Annotated in this window: 21 protein-coding genes; 19 read left to right on the plus strand and 2 right to left on the minus strand. The window is 29.6% G+C overall.

Annotated elements, in window-relative coordinates:
* Window positions 1-45 precede the first annotated feature (45 nt).
* From ACSYT2_RS06025 to ACSYT2_RS06090, 14 genes are all read left to right on the plus strand, one after another.
* Window positions 46-1,386 carry a metallophosphoesterase gene (locus ACSYT2_RS06025; RefSeq protein ID WP_438384140.1) on the plus strand — a complete coding sequence of 447 codons (1,341 nt, stop codon included), beginning with the start codon at window positions 46-48 and terminating at the stop codon, window positions 1,384-1,386.
* A 212-nt stretch (window positions 1,387-1,598) separates the two neighbouring features.
* Window positions 1,599-2,060, plus strand: coding sequence for a PTS sugar transporter subunit IIA (locus tag ACSYT2_RS06030; RefSeq protein ID WP_438384141.1), 462 nt, complete (start codon window positions 1,599-1,601; stop codon window positions 2,058-2,060).
* A gap of 1 nt (window position 2,061) precedes the next feature.
* Complete coding sequence (locus ACSYT2_RS06035) at window positions 2,062-2,370, plus strand: PTS fructose transporter subunit IIB (RefSeq protein ID WP_438384143.1); 309 nt, start codon at window positions 2,062-2,064, stop codon at window positions 2,368-2,370.
* 24 nt (window positions 2,371-2,394) lie between these two features.
* Complete coding sequence (locus tag ACSYT2_RS06040; protein ID WP_438384144.1) at window positions 2,395-3,498, plus strand: PTS fructose transporter subunit IIC; 1,104 nt, start codon at window positions 2,395-2,397, stop codon at window positions 3,496-3,498.
* Window positions 3,499-3,584: 86 nt separating this feature from the next.
* Window positions 3,585-5,477: a BglG family transcription antiterminator gene (locus ACSYT2_RS06045; protein WP_438384146.1), complete on the plus strand. Its 1,893-nt coding sequence runs from the start codon at window positions 3,585-3,587 to the stop codon at window positions 5,475-5,477.
* A 14-nt stretch (window positions 5,478-5,491) separates the two neighbouring features.
* Window positions 5,492-7,156: an alpha,alpha-phosphotrehalase gene (gene treC, locus ACSYT2_RS06050; RefSeq protein ID WP_438384148.1), complete on the plus strand. Its 1,665-nt coding sequence runs from the start codon at window positions 5,492-5,494 to the stop codon at window positions 7,154-7,156.
* 386 nt (window positions 7,157-7,542) lie between these two features.
* Window positions 7,543-8,061, plus strand: a complete 519-nt coding sequence (locus ACSYT2_RS06055) for an N-acetylmuramoyl-L-alanine amidase (protein ID WP_438384150.1) — start codon at window positions 7,543-7,545, stop codon at window positions 8,059-8,061.
* A 211-nt stretch (window positions 8,062-8,272) separates the two neighbouring features.
* Window positions 8,273-9,031: a SagB/ThcOx family dehydrogenase gene (locus ACSYT2_RS06060; RefSeq protein ID WP_438384152.1), complete on the plus strand. Its 759-nt coding sequence runs from the start codon at window positions 8,273-8,275 to the stop codon at window positions 9,029-9,031.
* Between the two features lie 170 nt (window positions 9,032-9,201).
* Complete coding sequence (locus ACSYT2_RS06065) at window positions 9,202-9,675, plus strand: GNAT family N-acetyltransferase (RefSeq protein WP_438384154.1); 474 nt, start codon at window positions 9,202-9,204, stop codon at window positions 9,673-9,675.
* An 85-nt stretch (window positions 9,676-9,760) separates the two neighbouring features.
* On the plus strand, window positions 9,761-10,738 hold the full coding sequence (locus ACSYT2_RS06070; RefSeq protein WP_438384157.1) for a glutathione S-transferase family protein: 978 nt from the start codon (window positions 9,761-9,763) through the stop codon (window positions 10,736-10,738).
* A gap of 55 nt (window positions 10,739-10,793) precedes the next feature.
* Window positions 10,794-11,807, plus strand: a complete 1,014-nt coding sequence (locus tag ACSYT2_RS06075; RefSeq protein WP_438384158.1) for a glutathione S-transferase C-terminal domain-containing protein — start codon at window positions 10,794-10,796, stop codon at window positions 11,805-11,807.
* A 33-nt stretch (window positions 11,808-11,840) separates the two neighbouring features.
* Window positions 11,841-12,692: a transporter substrate-binding domain-containing protein gene (locus ACSYT2_RS06080; protein ID WP_438384159.1), complete on the plus strand. Its 852-nt coding sequence runs from the start codon at window positions 11,841-11,843 to the stop codon at window positions 12,690-12,692.
* 31 nt (window positions 12,693-12,723) lie between these two features.
* Window positions 12,724-13,482, plus strand: a complete 759-nt coding sequence (locus ACSYT2_RS06085) for an amino acid ABC transporter permease (protein ID WP_430856292.1) — start codon at window positions 12,724-12,726, stop codon at window positions 13,480-13,482.
* Entirely contained in the window at window positions 13,461-14,219 is a 759-nt protein-coding gene (locus tag ACSYT2_RS06090) for an amino acid ABC transporter ATP-binding protein (RefSeq protein WP_438384161.1), read from the plus strand. The genes ACSYT2_RS06085 and ACSYT2_RS06090 overlap by 22 nt, the downstream gene beginning before the upstream one ends.
* A 208-nt stretch (window positions 14,220-14,427) precedes the next feature.
* Here the strand turns inward: ACSYT2_RS06090 and ACSYT2_RS06095 are convergent, their stop codons facing one another.
* On the minus strand, window positions 14,428-14,880 hold the full coding sequence (locus tag ACSYT2_RS06095) for a hypothetical protein (protein WP_438384162.1): 453 nt from the start codon (window positions 14,878-14,880) through the stop codon (window positions 14,428-14,430).
* Between the two features lie 547 nt (window positions 14,881-15,427).
* On the opposite strand from ACSYT2_RS06095, the gene ACSYT2_RS06100 reads away from it, so the two are divergent.
* The 5 genes from ACSYT2_RS06100 (at window position 15,428) to ACSYT2_RS06120 (ending at window position 18,648) form a co-directional block, all read left to right on the plus strand.
* Complete coding sequence (locus ACSYT2_RS06100; protein WP_438384164.1) at window positions 15,428-15,937, plus strand: QueT transporter family protein; 510 nt, start codon at window positions 15,428-15,430, stop codon at window positions 15,935-15,937.
* 68 nt (window positions 15,938-16,005) lie between these two features.
* A complete protein-coding gene (locus tag ACSYT2_RS06105; protein ID WP_438384166.1) occupies window positions 16,006-17,202 on the plus strand; it encodes an alkaline phosphatase family protein in 1,197 nt (398 codons plus the stop codon).
* A gap of 15 nt (window positions 17,203-17,217) precedes the next feature.
* Complete coding sequence (locus tag ACSYT2_RS06110) at window positions 17,218-17,436, plus strand: hypothetical protein (protein WP_430856297.1); 219 nt, start codon at window positions 17,218-17,220, stop codon at window positions 17,434-17,436.
* 200 nt (window positions 17,437-17,636) lie between these two features.
* A complete protein-coding gene (locus ACSYT2_RS06115; protein WP_438384169.1) occupies window positions 17,637-18,095 on the plus strand; it encodes an NUDIX hydrolase in 459 nt (152 codons plus the stop codon).
* An 82-nt stretch (window positions 18,096-18,177) separates the two neighbouring features.
* On the plus strand, window positions 18,178-18,648 hold the full coding sequence (locus tag ACSYT2_RS06120) for a GNAT family N-acetyltransferase (protein WP_430856299.1): 471 nt from the start codon (window positions 18,178-18,180) through the stop codon (window positions 18,646-18,648).
* Window positions 18,649-18,787: 139 nt separating this feature from the next.
* On the opposite strand, the gene ACSYT2_RS06125 is transcribed toward ACSYT2_RS06120, so the two are convergent.
* Entirely contained in the window at window positions 18,788-19,282 is a 495-nt protein-coding gene (locus ACSYT2_RS06125) for a YybS family protein (RefSeq protein WP_430856300.1), read from the minus strand.
* Window positions 19,283-19,284: the final 2 nt, after the last annotated feature.

The raw sequence follows: 19,284 nt of genomic DNA on the forward strand, positions 1-19,284 counted from the left end.
AAAGGGGTATATTATAGATAAAAGGATTACTTGAAGGGAGCACTAATGAAAAAATTAAAGTTAATTATATTATTTTGTTTTATATTATTATTCTTTGGATGTGGTAAGAAAGTAAGCGACAAAGTAGAATCCAAAGAGGTATTATCAAAGGGGAATTCCATAAAGTTAATAGTTGCTACAGATATACATTATATATCACCAGATATTATAGACGAAGGAACTGCATTTCAGAATATGTATAAAAATGGAGATGGAAAAGAAGTACACTATATTGATAAAATAACTGATGCATTTATTGACGAAGTTATAGAAAAGAAACCCAATGCACTTATATTAAGCGGAGATTTAACATTAAATGGAGAAAAAGTTAGCCATGAAGTACTAGCAAAAAAGTTACAGAAAGTTAAGGATAATAGAATACCTGTACTAGTTATACCAGGAAATCATGACATAAACAATTATAATGCTAGAGGATATAAAAGTGATACTACCTATACAGTGGAATCAATTACACCTGAAGAATTTAGAGAAATATATGGAGATTTTGGTTATAGTACTGAAGTTAAATATGATAAAAATTCATTAAGTTATGTTGCAGAAATTTCAGATGATTTATGGCTTATTATGATTGATACTAATAAGTATACTGATAATAATAGGTGGCTTAACCCCTCAGAGGCTTCAGGCAAAATCAAAAAGGATACATATAGATGGCTACAAAAATCTTTAGATGAAGCTAAAAGTAAGGGTGTTACACCTATTACAGTTATGCACCATAATTTGGTTAATCACAATAAGATTATTAATAAAGGATATACTATTGATAATAGCCAGGAAGTTATTAATTTACTAAAAAAATATGATGTAAAGTTAAATTTAAGTGGACATATTCATGCACAAAATATTACCAATGACAAAATTAGTGATAAAAAAGTATATGATATTGCTACAAGTTCACTGAGTGTTTATACAAATCAATATGGCATAATTGAATTTTTACCTAATAAAAGTATAAGTTATAATACAAAAGCTATAGAGATAGAAGAGTGGGCAAAGAAAAATAATATTCCAGATAAAAATCTATTAAATCATCAAGAGTATTCCAATGAATTCTTTAGAAAAGTTACTTATGGTAGAACTATAAGGTCATTAAATAAACTAGAGTTAACTGACAAAGAAAAAAGTTTGATGGCATCCGTAGTGTCAGACTTAAATCCTCACTACTTCTCAGGAACAGTAAATTCTATATATAAAAATATATTAGCAAGTGAAGGTTTTAAACTATGGTTGGATAATAGGAATAACTCATTAGGCAACTATATATATAGTATTATGGAAGATACAATCAAAGATGAGAATAGTATTACTATTCCCTTAATAGAATAGGTACTTATTATGTAACAAGAGTGGTCATGAGCAAAAGTATGTTTTAAGAGGGTAGGATTCTTAAATGATAACCTATCCTTTTTGTTATTGTCACTGTCATAATGACATAATTAGAATTAACTTTTGTCACTCCATGATGAAAAAAGAAATAATGAAAGAGTTTGTAAAAACGTATACAATAAAGCCATAGAAAGAAGCAAGGGAGTGAAAACATGACAGGAGTAATAGATATTAAAACAATTAAAGTAGGAATTAAAGCTGAAACAAAGGAAGAGGTATTACAATTTGTTTCTAATATAGCCTTTGAAAACGAAATCGTAAAATCAAAAGAGATTTATTTAAATGGTCTATTAGAAAGAGAAAGAGAATGTACTACAGGCTTTGGTAAAGGATTTGCAATACCGCACTGTAAAAGTATTACAGTAAATAGGCCAGCAGTTATTGTATGCAAATTAGAAAATGAAGTCGAGTGGGAGTCAATGGATGATAAACCAGTACACTTTGTTTTAGCACTAGCAGTTCCAGAAGCAGAAGCTGGTACAACCCATCTTAAGATATTATCACAAATAGCAAGATGTTTAATGGATGACGAGTTTACTGATAAATTAAACAACACAAAATCAGAAAACGAAATTTATAATTTATTAAATGAAAAGTTAGAGGGAGGAAAATAAAATGGCAAAAAAAATAGTTGGAATTTGTGCATGTCCTGTAGGAATAGCACACACTTATATGGCAGCAGATGCAATAGAAGCAGCAGCAAAGAAATTAGGTTGTAATAGTAAGGTTGAAACACAAGGTTCAACAGGTATAGAAGAAAAACTTACAAAAAAAGATTTAGAAGAAGCAGATTTAATAATTATCGCAACAGCAGTGAAATTGCAAGAAGAAGAAAGACTTGAAGGCTTTGAAGAAAAAATAGTTAAAGTTACATTAAAAGAAGCTATAACAAGTTCTCAAGATATTATTAAGGAAAGAATATAAAATTACTGAATTGAGGGTGAAAAAATGAATAAAAATAGCTTTAAAGAAAAATGGGGAATTATACAAAGTTATCTAATGACAGGTATATCTTATATGATTCCAGTAGTTGTTGGTGCTGGTATGTTAATGGGTATTGGTGGTATAGCTGGACAAATATTAGGTGTTGAAATATGGAGTCCTGAAGCACTTAATAGTTCAGATAGTTTAGTATCAACTTTTGCATGGATTACACAGGTAGCTGGTAAAGGATTAATGAACTTAATGTACCCAATCTTTGCGGCTTTCTTGGCTTATGCAATTGGAGATAAGCTAGCACTTGCACCAGGTTTCCTAGGTGGTGTATTAGCGACAGAAATGGGGTCTGGTTTTGTTGGATCAGTTCTTATTGGTTTAATTGCAGGTTACTTTGTAAAGTATGCTAACCAAAAAATTAAGATTAAAAGAAAATACATTGGTATTAAAACAATGTTTATTATTCCAGTACTTGGTGTTATTATAGTAAGTTTATGTAGTAAATTTATAGTTGGTCCTATAGGTGTAGGATTTATAAATGGTATTACAGCAATAATTACAGCTGTCGGTCAAGCTGGTGGAGCTGTACTTTCAGCATTACTAGGTGGTTCAATGGCATTCGACTTAGGTGGACCAGTTAATAAAACAGCAATGACAATAGGTATGCAATTAACTTCAGATACAGGATTTACATATACTCCAGTTTTATTAGGAATATTAATTCCACCAATTGGTATTGGACTTGCAACAATTATTGATAGATTTGTTGTAGGAAGAAAAGTGTTCCCAGATGATTTAGGGGGTTCAGGTGTACCAAGTATGATTTTAGGTGTGGTTGGTATATCAGAAGGAGCAATTCCTTTTATTCTGGCAGATCCTTTAGGACAAATTCCTATAAATGTTATAGGTGCAGCAGTCGGAGCTAGTATATCATTTGCTATGAATTCATTTGCTCACATTGGAGTTCCAGCATCAATTTGGGGATGGCCACTAATCGAAAGACCAGCAGGATTCTTTATAGGATTAGCAGTAGGAGTACTATTTATAGCATTTGCTACAATCTTTAGAAGACTAGCACTTGTTAAAAAAGAAGAAAAAGCTGAAGCAGCGAAATAATATAAGATTTAATAGAGATAGTTAAACTATCTCTATTATGTTATCATATAGTTTCACTAATTAGTAACATGTAAAGGGGAATTTTTATGTTAACAGATAGAATGTATGTAATATTAAATGAACTAAATAACTCAAGAAATTCTTATACTAATAGTAATGAATTTGCGAGCATGTTAGGGGTTAGTAGTAGGACTATCAAGAGAGACTTAAAAGAGCTTCTGGAAATTTTAAAAAGTAATGGAGCAGATATTGAAGCATCAAACCAAGGTTATAAGTTACTAATAAAGGATGAAGAAAGTTACTTAGACTTTATAAATGAAAATTTAAATGTTGGGTTAGATATTACTAATAAGAAGCAAGAAAAAGTTATGGGAATTATAGAATTGTTACTTTCAAACAGATATATTAATCAAGATACAATTGCAGAAGAATTATATATTAGTCGTTCCTCAATAAATAAAGTAATGATTGATGTGAAAAACACCTTATCAGAATATGGGATATCATTACAAAATAAGCCTCATTATGGATATATACTAGATGGGGAAGAGATTAAAATAAGAAATGCAATGGTTAAGTACTTAACTGAAAGAAAAGAAGATAATTCAGTTGTTATTTCAAAAAGGTTAGCAGGTTATGATATAAATAGTTATGATGAATTACTAGAGGATATAAAAGTAATATTTAAAGAGCTAAAAATAAGAAAAAACGATATAGAAATATGCTATATTACGAGATACATAATAATAAGCATATTTCGTCTTAAGAACAATTTTCCTATTAGAATTGAGGAAAATATAAATATCTCTTTAGACAAAAGTATAATATCAGCATCTAAATCTATTGCATGCAAGGTAAAAGATAAATTTGAGGTGGAATTTTCATTTGAAGATATCATATATATTTCTTATATAATTGGAAATAACCAACAGGAAATTATGGAAATAAGTGAAGATGAAACAAGTCTTGAACAAATGGTGATACATGGAATAGATAAGGTGAAAAGTATTTATGATATTGACTTTTTTAGGGATGATACTCTAATAAAAGGATTAATAAATCATCTGTATACTTCTTATTCAAGATACTATCTAAATGTAACATTAGATAATCCATTAATAGATCTTATAAAATCAAAGTATATTGAGGCATATAATTATTCGATTTTATTTAGTAATGTGTTTAGAGATGAATTTAATGTAAACATGAGTGAAGAGGATATTGGATATATAGCATTACACTTTGCTGCATCCTTAGAAAGAGACATAATGAATAATAATATTAAAGCAATAATTGTCTGTAGTAGTGGGGTAGGTACGGCGGAATTATTAAAAACAAGAATTGTGAAAAAATTTCCTAGTATTAATATTCAAGGAGTGTACCCAGCATATATATTGGATTCACTTGAGTTATCTGATATAGATTTTATAATTTCAACAGTGAATATAAAGGATGTAAATGTTGATAAGATAATGATTAATGTTTCACCCTTACTTTTAGAAGAAGATATAGAAAAAATAAATGAACATATTAATAGACAAAGAGATTTTGATTACTTACAGGAATTGATGTCTGAGGAATTATTCTTTACTTCAATAGATGCCGAAACCAAGGAAGAAGTAATAGAAATAATGTGCAAAACTATGATAGAAAAAGAAATTATTTCTAAGGAAACTAAGGAGGAAGTACTTAAGAGAGAAGATATGTCATCCACTGAAATAAATGATCTTGTTGCAATTCCCCATTGTATTACAAGTGAGAATAAAAGTTCAGTATTAGCTATAGGTAAATTAAAGAAGCCAATACTATGGAATAAAACACAAGTTCAATTAGTATTTTTAGGAGTCCTCGATCCGAAGATAAAAGAAAATAGAAAAGTATTTACAATGCTGTATAAGTTAACACAGAAAATAGGTAAGGTTAAAGAATTAGTTGAAATAGATAGTTTAAGTTACTTTAAAAAGAAATTATTTAAGTAGAAAAGGTGATAATTATGAAAGATTTTAGAGATAGTGTAGTATATCAAATTTATCCAAAGTCCTTTAAGGACAAAAACGGAGATGGAATTGGTGATTTAAGAGGAGTAATTGAAAAACTTGATTATATAAAGGGCTTAGGTGTAGATTATATATGGCTTACCCCTTTTTATTCATCGCCACAAAAGGACAATGGGTATGATATAGCAGATTATTATAAGATTGATCCAAGATATGGAACTATGAATGATTTTGAAGAGTTAGCTAGGGAATGTAAAAATAGAGGATTAGATATAATGCTTGATATGGTATTTAATCATACCTCTACTGAGCATGAGTGGTTTAAGAGAGCTTTAAAAGGGGAAAAGAAATATAAGGATTATTACATATTTAAAAAAGGAAAAGAAGATGGAAGCTCTCCAACAAATTGGACGTCAAAGTTTGGAGGAAGTGCTTGGGAATATGTTGAAGATTTAGATGAATATTACCTACATTTATTTGATATTACTCAAGCAGATTTGAATTGGGATAACCCTGAATTAAGAAAAGAAATATATAATGTAGTTAACTTTTGGATTGAAAAAGGGGTTAAAGGTTTTAGATTAGATGTAATAAATTTAATATCAAAGGAAGAAAACTTTGAAGATGATTTAATAGGTGACGGAAGAAGATTCTACACTGATGGTCCGAATATTCATAGATACTTAAAGGAGCTAAATGAGAATACTTTTGGTAAATATGATGATATTATCACTGTTGGTGAAATGTCCTCAACAAATATAGAAAACTGTTTAAAGTATTCAAATCCAGAAGAAAAAGAACTATCAATGGTATTTAACTTCCATCATTTAAAGGTAGACTATGTTAATGGTGATAAGTGGAAATTAAAGGATTTTGACTTTATGGAATTAAAAAGTCTATTTGAAGAATGGCAAAAAGCAATGATTGAAGGTAATGGATGTACAGCAGTTTTCTGGTGTAATCATGATCAACAAAGAATTAACTCAAGGTTCTGTGATGTAGAAAAGTATCATAGAGAGTCATCAACAATGTTAGCTAATGCTATTCATTTAATGAACGGAGTACCTTACATTTATCAAGGGGAAGAAATAGGAATGACTAACCCAGAGTTTAAGGATATAAATCAATATCGTGATGTAGAATCAATAAACTATTATAATATCTTAAAGGAAGAAGGAAAATCTCAGGATGAAATACTTCATGTATTAAGGAAAAGATCAAGGGATAACTCAAGAACACCAGTACAATGGGATAGTAGTAATAGTGCAGGATTTACAGAAGGAGAGCCATGGATAGAACCAGCTTTTAACTATAAAGAAATTAACATTAAGAATGCGTTAGAAGATAAAAATTCTATTTACTATTATTATAAAAAACTAATTGAAATTAGAAAAAATGAAGAAGTAATAAGATCAGGTAACTTTAACTTATTACTTAGAGATAATCAAAAGGTTTATGCCTATGTAAGAACTCTTAGAGATGAAAAAATAATAGTAGTTAACAATTTCTATCCTGAAAGCTGTAAGATTGATTTATTAAATGAATTAGGAGGAAATGTAAAAGATTTTAAGGTGCTAATTTCAAATTATGATTTTAAATTTGAAAATTTAAGTGAAATTGAACTTAGACCATACGAAGCTTTTGCTATAAAGGTAAATTAATATATAATTCTAAAAAAGTCATAATAAAATTATGGCTTTTTTTATATATAAAAGTGTTATAAATTTGGAGATCTATATAGACTTTATGTAATCAATACCAAGCAAGTAAAAGGAGGCTTTAACATAGCTTAAAGAGTGAGTAAATAAGGCAATTTCGGAGTAAATTAAAGCTTTTAATATTTATATTAAGGAAAGAGGCAAATACGAAGTTGTAAAATATAAACTAATGATGTAATATATAGGGAATGCCTGCTGGTAAAGGATATTATTAATAGGAATACACTGCAGGTAGGTGAACTAATAAAATATAATATCATAAATAAAGCGAATAATAATTATGTAGAGTAGCTGTAGGAGCTACCCTTTTATTTTAGGAGGAAGTTAAAATGAAAATTGGATTAGACATGGGACATACGCTTACAGGTGGAGATTTAGGAGTTCAATATTGTGGACTTAAAGAAGAAGATAAAACGAGAGAAATAGGTAAGATACTATCAGAAATATTAGTACAAGCTGGTCATGCAGTTGTGGATTGTACTGTAGATGAGGCAGATAGTGTTGAGGAGAGTTTATCTGCAAGAGTAAATATAGCAAATTCAAATAATTTGGATTTATTTATATCATTACACCTTAATGCATACAATGGAGATGCTAGAGGGGTTGAAACTCATTTATATAATGATTGTAGCAGAGAAACTATAGATTATGCTTTTAAAGTACAAAGAGAAATATGTAAGCTTGGATATGTAGATAGAGGAGTTAAAAAGGGTGAATTATATCTTGTTAAGTATATATCAGCACCTGCTATAATAGTAGAATGTGGATTTATTGATAATGATGGTGATATGGCTTTATATAATGCAGAAGCTATTGCAAAAGGAATTTTAACAGGGATAGAAGGATAGACCATTATTAATGATAGTAAGTAGGATTAAAATCTTGCTTACTATTTTTTTTAGTCGTTATGATTATAGGAAACCTTTAATTAAATTACTATTAATTACTAATTGTAACATTTGTCACAGTATAGTAGTACATATTGATGTATAGTTAAGTAGTTGATATAGATAACATATAACTATTAGGAATATTAAGGATAGCTATAAGGAGTTAATGATGGGGAGATACACAGAAAATAGAGAGTTTCTAAAGGCTAATTTTCAAGTGCTAGATGAAATCGAAACAGATATCAAGAAGGGATTGCCTTCTCCAAGATTTCAAAAAGAGTATAGTATGGAAAAACTAATTGATTTACCAGAGGTAACTAAAGAAATCCAAAAGAAGTCTAATGTATTTGATTGTATAAATGATAGGAGAAGTATAAGAAATTATTCACATGAATATATCACTTTAGAACAACTATCCTATTTATTATGGGCTACTCAAGGAATTCAAGAGGTAGTAGAAAAAAGTAAAACTACTAGAAGGAGAGTACCATCAGGAGGAGCTGTACATCCTTTTGAAACTTATTTAATTATAAATAGAGTAAGTGAACTAGAAAGTGGTATTTATAGATATCTTCCATTAGAACATAAATTAATCTTTATAAATTTAGTGAATGATGTAAGTATAAAAATAGATAAAGCTACTCCTAGACAGCCTTTTGTCCAAAACTTTGTTTCTAAAAGCGCTGTGATTTTTGCTTGGAGCTGTATTCCTTATAGAGCTGAATATAAATTTGATATTACAGCACATAAGAAAATACTTATCGATATAGGGCATGTATGTCAGAATTTATATATTGGAGCAGAAGCAGTAGGATGTGGAGCTTGTGCGATAGGCATTTATGATCAAAAGCTTATAGATGAAATGCTGAATTTAGATGGAGATGATGAGTTTGTTATTTATATGGCTGCATTAGGAAAAAGAAAATAGATGTGAGAGTAGAGCATTACTTAAGGTGATGCTCTTAATTTTTTATATTACATTATAGACAAAATGTAAAGAATAAATATAATTTATAAATATTCTTCAAAATATGGGGCAAGTATCGATTGAAATACATATAATTCAAGTATGAATAGTAAGATAAGTGGGGTGGTAAAATGAGTTATTATATTCAATTAGGAATAGATGGTATCAATTGGAAAAGAGTATCAGAATTACTTAGTTATTATGGATTAAGTGACTTAGATCCAGATAAACAAGAAGAAGTATTTCAAAATAGCTACGGAACAGCATTTGCATTTCATGGAAATGAGCTAATAGGGGTTGGAAGAGTCCTCTCAGATGGAATTAGTCAAGCTGCCATATATAATATAGCTCTTGATGAAAAATATCATGGGTTAGGAATAGGAAAAGGAATTATTAATGCCCTTATAAGTGAAGTAAAAGACTGCAATATTATTCTTTATACACATCCACAAACAATTGATTTATATGAACATTTGGGATTTCGTCGTATGAAGACAGGAATGGCAATATATCAAAGTAGTAATTTAGATGAAATGGAAGATGAGGGATTTCTTCTTCCATATAAATATCGTTTTGGTGATAATTATTATGAAAGAAAGTTTTAAATTGAAATAGTCAATTTTTTTATTTATTAAACATATAATTCATATATGTTTAATAAATAAAATGAATATGAAAAGAGGATAAATTATGGGGAATTTAAAAAATGATAGAAATATAGCAACTTCTGAGTTAGCACATGAAATAAGTAAGGCAGGTGCATTTGTAAGGCAGAATAATAGATTTACAACAGCTTTCGGGATAAATGCTGGTGAACTTCCAGTTGAAGCAGATCGTTATCGTCTATTATGGACTCCAATTTGTCCATGGGCACATCGTGCGGTCATTGTTAGGAGCTTATTAGGATTAGAGGATGTAATAAGTCTTGGCACTTTAAATCCAGTTAGAACAGATAATGGTTGGGAATTCACATTAGATAAAGGCGGAGTAGATCCAGTTTTAGGCATACACAACTTACCAGAGATTTATGAAGAAACAGATCCAAGCTACACAGGACGTGCAACTGTACCAACTATTGTAGATGTAAAGACAAGGAAGGTTGTAAATAATGATTATTTTCGTCTAACTAATTATTTCGAAGTAGAATTTAAAGAGTTCCATAAAGAAGGTACTCCTGATTTATATCCTGATAAGCTTAGAACTAATATTGATGAATTAAATAACATTATATTTAATGACGTCAATAATGGAGTATATAAGGCAGGCTTTGCACATTCACAAGAAGAATATGATAAAGCTTATGATGTCTTATTTAATAGATTAGATAAATTAGAAGATCATTTATCGAATAAAAGATATTTATTTGGTGATAAAATTACTGATTCTGATATTAGATTATATGTGACCCTTGTTCGCTTCGATATCGCATATTACTTGGTATTTAAGGTCAACAGGAATAGATTAATAGACTTTCCAAACTTATGGGGATATGCCCGTGATCTTTATCAAACACCAGGCTTTGGGGATACAACAAATTTTGATGCAATAAAAAAGGGATACCAATTAGGAAATGTAGAGGATAATCCATATCAGATTCTAGCGAAAGGACCTGACTTATCAATCTGGAATGAACCTCACAATAGAGTAAAACTAACCAATAGAATTTGAAAAGAATTATGACTAAGATTTTGCAGTTTAAAAAAAATAAAAGGAGGAAATAAGGATGCAAGATAATAATTCAATAAGACCACGACCTAAGGAAACAGAAAATGAGATTAATGAAAAAGGTGAATTTGTAAGGCAAGAAAATAGATTTACAACTCCTTTTGGTGATGAAGAGGATAATTTAAAGGCAGAAGCAGGACGTTATAGGCTAATATGGGCAAAAGGATGCAACTGGTCCAATCGTGCTTCAATTGTAAGAGAATTACTAGGTCTTGACGATGTAATTAGTGTTAATCTAGTTGGGAAAGCGAAAACTGAGCATTATCTTGGGTGGGAGTTTGTATATGATGAAAATAATATTGATCCTGTATTAGGCACTCAATATTTAACTGAATTATATGCTAATGGAGATCAAGCATATAAGGGTAGAGCAACAGTTCCAGCCTTAGTTGATGTAAAGACTAAAAAAGTAGTAAATAATGATTACCATTGGTTAACAAATTATTTTGAAAGGGACTTTGCACCATTCCATAAAGATGATGCTCCAGATTTATATCCTGAAGAAATTAGAGATGAGATAGATGAGTTTAATAAATGGTTATTCAATAATGTTAATAATGGAGTTTATAAAATGATGTTTGCTCAATCTATAGAAGCATATGAAGATACATTCAAGAAATTCTATGAAGCGATGGATAAGTTAGAAGAAAGATTGGAGAATCAACGTTTCCTATTTGGTGATTATATAACTGATAGCGATGTTAGATTTTATGTTACCCTAGCAAGGTTTGACCTTATGTATTTTAGGAATTTAGGACCGATTCGCAACCGTATTGTAGATTTTAAGAATATATGGGCTTATGCTCGTGATTTATATGAAGAACCTGCTTTTAAGAATAATACCTATTTTAAAGATTTGGCAGAAAGACATGGAGATAAAACCGTCATTTTTATAGATTATAGCACAAGATTTTGGGACAAGATTGATTACCAGGGATTGTGGTCAGAACCTCAAAACAGAAAGTTCCTTAGCAAGACCCCAAATGAGAAATTTATAGCGAAGGTTAAATAGCAAAATGAATTATATTTTATGGAGGGAGCAAATATGAAGAAGAGAGTAGTACCTAAAAGGATAGGATTAGCATTTACAATATTAACACTAGCAGTTGGAATAATAGGATGTGGATCTAAAGCTGATTCTAATTCCTCAAACTCAAATAATGATAAAAGTAAAATTGTCGTTGCTACAGGAGGTAGTCCAAAACCATTTACCTATGTAAATGATAAAAATGAATTGGTTGGATACGATATTGAGGTAGTAAATGCTGTATTTAACAAATTACCACAATATGAAGTTTCTTTTGAAAAAACAGAATTCACATCAATTTTAACAGGGTTAGATTCAGACCGTTATCAGGTAGGAGCTAATAACTTTGCAATGAATAAGGAAAGAAAAGAGAAATATAGCTACACAGACCCAATTTTCAAGAATCAATATGTTATTGCAGTGGCTAAGAATAATAATAGCATTAAATCTTTTAAGGATTTACTTGGTAAAACTTCGGAAGTAAGTGCAGGGAACAACTATACAACAGCACTAGAAAATTTTAATAAAGATAATCAAGGTAATCCAGTAAAGCTTTCTTATACTGAAGTAGATCTTTTACCTATTTTGCAACATGTTGAAGGTGGACAGTATGATTTTCAATTAATTGATAAGTCAATGCTTAATCAGTATATAGATGAGTATGGCTTGAATTTAAATGTTATTGATCTAAGTGAAGAGGATTCAAATAAGATTGCAACTCCATTCAGTTATCTTCTTGTAAGCAAAGGTAATGAAAAATTAACTAATGATATTAATAAAGCAATAGCTGAGATTATAAAAGATGGTACAGTATCACAAATAAGTAAGAAATATTTTAATAATGGGGATTATGCTCCGGATAAAAAGTAAGTAATAGGATTTTAATGAGAGAGGAGATAAGATGCCAAATATATTTGATATAAAGTTAGTTTTTGAACAAATTCCAAGGTTATTGGAGTATTTACCGGTTACAATGGGTATTACGGTAGTTTCTATGATTTTTGGTATTCTTATAGGGTTACTAATTGCAATTATTAAAATTAATAAGATACCAGTCCTGAGTCAAATTTGTGGATTATATACATCAGTAATTCGTGGAACACCACTTTTGGTTCAACTTTATCTTACCTATTTTGGAATACCAATTCTTTTGAAGTACATTAATTATTACAATGATACAAGTTTCAATGTGAATAATATACCACCACTGCTATTTGTTTTTGTTGCATTTTCATTAAATGAAGCTGCATACAACTCAGAAACAATTAGGGCTGCCATTCAATCTGTTGATAAGGGACAGATTGAAGCAGCATACTCCTTGGGTATGACACCATTTCAGGTTCTTAGAAGGATAATAATTCCTGAAGCAATAATTGTTGCATTACCTTCTCTTGGGAATGGTCTTATTAGCTTAATGAAAGGAACTTCACTTGCCTTTGTATGTTCTGTAGTAGAATTGACAGCTCAAGGAAAGATTATAGCAGGAAATAATTATAGGTACTTTGAGGTTTATCTTTCTCTAGCAATAATATATTGGGGACTTACAATAATTATTGAATATATAATTAAAGCTATTGAAAAGAAGATTAACATTCCAGATAAGGTAATAAGTAAAGATACTGGGAGAGGAGGAGTAGAATGTTTGAAATCCAAGGTTTAACTAAGAGTTTTGCTAATAATATTATATTAGATAATATAGATTTATCAATTAAAAAAGGTGATGTTGTTGCAATAATTGGTCCTTCTGGCACAGGGAAATCTACATTATTAAGGTGCATCAATTTACTTGAAGAGCCTGAAAAAGGATTGATTACTATTGGGGATTTGAAAATAGATGTTGCTAATATTACTAAAAAGGAACTTGTTAACTTAAGACAGAGTACAGCTATGGTATTTCAGCAATTTAACTTGTTTCATCAGAAAACAGCACTTGAAAATGTTATGGAAGGATTAATAGTAGTAAAAAAAATAAGTAAATCAGAAGCAGAAGCTATTGCTTATAAAGAGTTAGAGAAAGTTGGTCTTTTAGATAGAGCCCATCATTATCCAAAGCAATTATCTGGAGGTCAGCAACAAAGGGTTGCAATTGCAAGAGCTTTATCGATGACACCAGAAGTATTGTTATTAGATGAACCAACATCAGCTCTAGATCCTGAATTAGTTGGAGAAGTACTAGAGACAATAAAAGCTACGGTACTAGATGGAAATACAATGATACTTGTATCTCATGAAATGAACTTTGTAAGAAATGTAGCAACTAGAGTATTATTCTTGGATGGTGGAAAGATTATTGAAGATGGTAGCCCTAAGGAGGTATTTGAAAATCCAAAGAGCCAGCGTACAAAAGAATTTTTATCAAAGATTAACCAAGGACCTGGACCAGAATATTTAATATAAGTTAGTATGAGTTAATTCTTACTACTTGAAAATATAAAAGCAACAGTATGGAAATAATTGAGTTAGCTAATAGAGAAAAAGGAAGAGTGACTAGGTTAGGTGATTGTTTACTTATGTATTCACTATTACCTTTTCCCTATTAACTATAAAAATGTAGCATAGCCACTTTTTTTATGTCTAGATATATTTAAATAGCTAGTATAAGATATCAATTTAAATTTGATGAAGTGAAATCTTTATAAGTAATAATAACATGAACTACTCCAAAGATTACTGTAGGTATAGTAGATAAGAGATTATTGATCCAAATTTCTGAGAGAATAAAATAGATAACAGGAAATATAGCCATAGAAATAAGAATAATAAGATTTTTATGACCTGAAAACAATAAAATCCAAAGTATATAATAAAACACCAAAGATACAACCATACCCACAAAGTAAAGGCTTTGCATAGATAAATTTTTATTAGTTGTAATGAAGATTAAGAGAGCAATATAAAAAAATTGACTTCCGTGCTCTATTATATCTAATATTAAATGTTTATTTTCTATTTTTTCTGTTGAAAAAGCATTTGGTAAAAGAAAGTAGAAAAAATTAGGTATCATAGGTAATAATACAATAAGAAATCCTGTCAGCGAGAAGGAAAAAGAATAATTCATATTAAGTTGCCCCTTTATACTTCCTTGCATGGTCACTTGAAATAATCCATTAAAATTAATAATATATTTGATAATTATAACATTTATTAAAAAATTATGTATATAAATCGATAAAAATTTAAACATATTTAAATTTTATACTCTCTATATTAATTAAGAAATAAAATATAGTTACATACATAAAGGAATAGATCTATTAATAAAGAGTGAGGTTTAAAATTTGATTAATAGGATTTGCTATATTTGAAGGTTGTATTATACAAACAGATGAAGGAAACTATACAACAATGATAAAAGTCTTGGATGCTATAGATAACAAACAATTAGATTATCATAATAAAGGTAAAAGATATTGAAATTACAGATTTAAGAGTGTATACTAGTAATCGAAAGAAAAATAGAGACAGTTCGTGAGCCTCCTGTCATTAAACAAAACTACGGCAAATAAGCGAAAAGCTTTATTTTGTCGTGGAAGTAATTACTTCTACGATTTTTTTGTTTGCTTAGGCTAGAACTAGAAGCTCTAGAAATAGGGGAGATAGTTATTATGAAAAATCCAATTAACACAAAAAGACTAGTAAGAACAGCAATAGTTGCAGCAATTTATGCTCTATTAACTGTAGCACTAGCACCAATAAGCTATGGAAATTTTCAGTTTAGAGTATCTGAAATATTAGTTCTTTTAGCTTTCTTTGATCCACTATATATAGGAGGATTAACTTTAGGCTGCTTTATAGCAAATATACTTGGACCAAATGGAATGCTTGATGTTGTCTTTGGTACACTAGCAACATTTATAAGTGTAAGTATGGTATATTTAACAGCTAAGTACATAAAGAGCAATAAGATATCATTAATTGTAGCATCATTATGGCCAACAATTTTTAATGGATTAATTGTTGGATGGATATTAAATGTTACAATAGGACTACCTTACTGGATTGCAGCAGGAGAAGTTGCAATTGGTGAATTTGTTGTTGTATCTATTGTTGGTATACCAGTAGTGAAGTTTATTGAAGCAAAATATAGTAGATTATTAAAGACCGAGAGTTTGTAACTCTTGGCCTTTTTTGCTTTTATTAAATAGTACTGGTAAAATAATATTAAAACAATGGGGGCAAAAGGATGTTAGGAAAGAATTTTATTCTTCCAGATTATAATGGAAGAAATTTTATAAATGTAATCAACAGCATTAAAGAGATTTATGGTATTAATGAAGGACAAGGGATAAGGGATAAAAAAGCTTTAAAGCTAATAAATAATCCGAGTAAAGTAGTATTTATCCTTGTAGATGCCTTCGGATGGGACTTCTATGAAAAGGTGAGAAAAAATTCTAGTTTCTTAAAGAAAATAAAAAGAAATGGGGCTGAAACTAAGATAACATCGCAGTTTCCATCAACTACTACTGCACATGTAACATCAGTAGCTACAGGAGAGTCAGTAGGAAAACATGGATTTTTTGAATGGTTTACTTATGATCCTGAATTAGATGAAGTCTTTACGCCATTTATATATAATTATGAAGGTGTAGAAAATATTCTGCCTAAAGAAAGTCTTTTTAGAAAGCTTCAGGATAAAGGGGTTAGGAGTACTATAATTAGTCCTAGCTATATTAATAATAGTAGTTATTCTAGGATTATGTTCAAGGATGGTAAGGTTAAAGGATATGATTCAGTTGATGAAATGTTTGAGATTTTAATTAATTCTCTAAGTAAAGATAAAGGCAAGAATTTCTACTATTTATATTATCCTAATATTGATTCATCAGGTCATCAGTATGGAATGAGTTCCTATCAAGCACAGGGAGAGATTAGTAAGTTTATAAAGACTTTAGATAAGTACTTTAATAGTGAAACAATTAATGAAATAAAGGATACCTTATTTATAATGACAGCAGATCATGGGCAAATGGAGATAGATATGGATAGGGTAGTTTACATTAATGAGCTAGTACCAGATATAGATAAGTATATGATATTGAAAAGTGATGGTAGGCCTATTGTACCAGTTGGTTATAATAGAGATATGTTTCTATACATTAAGGAAGAAAATCTTAAGGAGATAAAGAAAATACTTGAAGAAAAGCTAAAGGGAAAAGCAGAAGTTTACCTTACTAAGGAACTTATTGAATTAGGATTATTTGGAGAGATTTCAGAAGAACTAAGTAAAAGGGTTGGAAATTTAATCATTTTGTCTTATGATAAAATAGGTGTATGGTGGTATGATAGAGGTATTAGTGAAATTAGTCAGAAAGGTTCTCATGGAGGCTTGACAAGAAAAGAAATGGAGATACCATTATTAATGTACAATTTTGATAAGTAAGAAAGGAATTAGAGTATGAAGATTTTTTTAGTTTCAATAATAGCAGTAATGATTTTAATAAATCTTATATGTGTTTATTATGGAAAGAAGAATATTAAGAAAGTAAATGAAAATGGAGATGTATCTGAAGCTGATTATAAAAAGGGAATGAAGTATATGATATTTGCAGCAGTACTTTCCTTTGTAACGATTATAATAATTTCAGTTGTAGCAGTACTTAATTTAAAGCTTTAGGCCGTGGTGATTCCACGGTCTTTTAATATATAAGAATGTAGGTCTTATATACATCATAAAGGGCTAATTGTATATCTAGTCTTTATTTATCCAATCGCTATCATTGCTAATACTTCCATCTTCTACAAAGTGGGAGATAAGCACTGATACGCGCCTGGATTAGTTTTTCTAATATTACTTTAAACTAATAGGAGGGAATCATGGATTATATTAAATATTTGAGAGGTTATGTAGGTCATAAACCAGTAATATTGAATGGTACATCAGTTATTATTTTAGATAGTAGAAATAGAGTTTTATTACAGAAGAGAACTTATCCTCAAAGAAACTGGGGGCTGCCTGGAGGCATTATGGAAATGGGTGAGTCAATGGAAGAGACAGGTATAAGAGAAGTCTTCGAGGAAACAGGCCTAATGGTAAGAAGGTTAACTTTATTGAATGTATATTCTGGGAAGGATTTTTATATGAAGTTACCTAATGATGATGAGTTTTATCTTGTAAATTCTGTTTATTATACAAGAGAGTACTCAGGGGAATTAGAAGTTGATAGTTTCGAAGGTACAGAACTTAAATATTTTCAGTTAAATAAGTTACCAGACTATATGGTATTAAGCCATAGAATATTTATTCAAGATTTTATTAATAAATTTTATAGATAATATATTTTAAGTTACAATTTGCCTAAATAAATCTAATTTGGTATATTTATGTATATAATATTTAGGAAGATGAGGTTTAGTTATGATAATAAGGGAAATAGAAAAAAAAGATAATAAACAGGTAGAAGATTTAATTAGAACTTGTTTATTAGAGTTTGGAGCTAATAAGCCTGGTTGTGCATGGACTGATCCTGACCTAGGTTGCTTTTTTGAAGTATATCAAAAAGAAAAGTCAAAGTATTGGGTTGTGGAAGAGGATAGTAGAATAATTGCAGGTTGTGGTATTGGACCACTTGTTGGAGCAGATAATGTATGTGAGTTACAGAAAATGTACTCCTTAAAAGAGGCGAGAGCTACTGGTATTGCAAAGAAGTTATTAGATATTTCTTTGAATTTTTCAAAGGAACATTATGATAAATGTTATTTAGAAACATTCAGTAATATGATAGCTGCTAATAAGTTTTATAAAAAGCATGGATTTACTCAGTTAGAAAAGCCATTGATAGAAACTGAGCATTATGCTTGTGATGCATGGTATGTTAAGGAATTATAAAATTTAATAAATAGTGTGAATTATGATGAAAAGTAATACTTTGGCATAAAATAAGGAATATGTAGATGGAAAATTTGTAACAACAATAAAGGCTAGCAGGTTAAAACTGCTAGCCTTTAAAAGTTATATTAGTTATTAATTATCTTACTTTATGTAATTTCTCTAAATAATAAGAAATTAATACTGTTAGGGCATAATCATAAATTAAAAAAACTGGCTGAGCTACAATGAATAGTAGCCATGTAGGTAGATTTATATTTAAATCTCCTAAAAGGGATTTCATGAAGACCAGTCCAATTACTAAAATCACATTGAAAAATACTAACTTTATAAATATCTCAATAGGTAATTTATCAATCTTTTCAATAAGGTGTTTAACTATTCCATAGATACCAAACATTAAAGCATACATAAGTACATAATTAATCGGTACAATAAAGAAACTTATAATTGTTGTTGCTACATAAACAAAGCTAGCAGTTTTTATATTACTTCTAATTATACATATTGGTATAAAAGCAGAGGCAATAGTTAATATTGCAATAGTGTTTATTGGTATTACAGAAGTTAAATATAAGGTTACAACACTTAAGGCAACCATAATGCCTCCTAGGGTAATATCCTTAGCTTTCATAA

It is taken from the genome of Clostridium zhoujianii, assembly GCF_051590805.1.
Taxonomy (GTDB): domain Bacteria; phylum Bacillota; class Clostridia; order Clostridiales; family Clostridiaceae; genus Clostridium.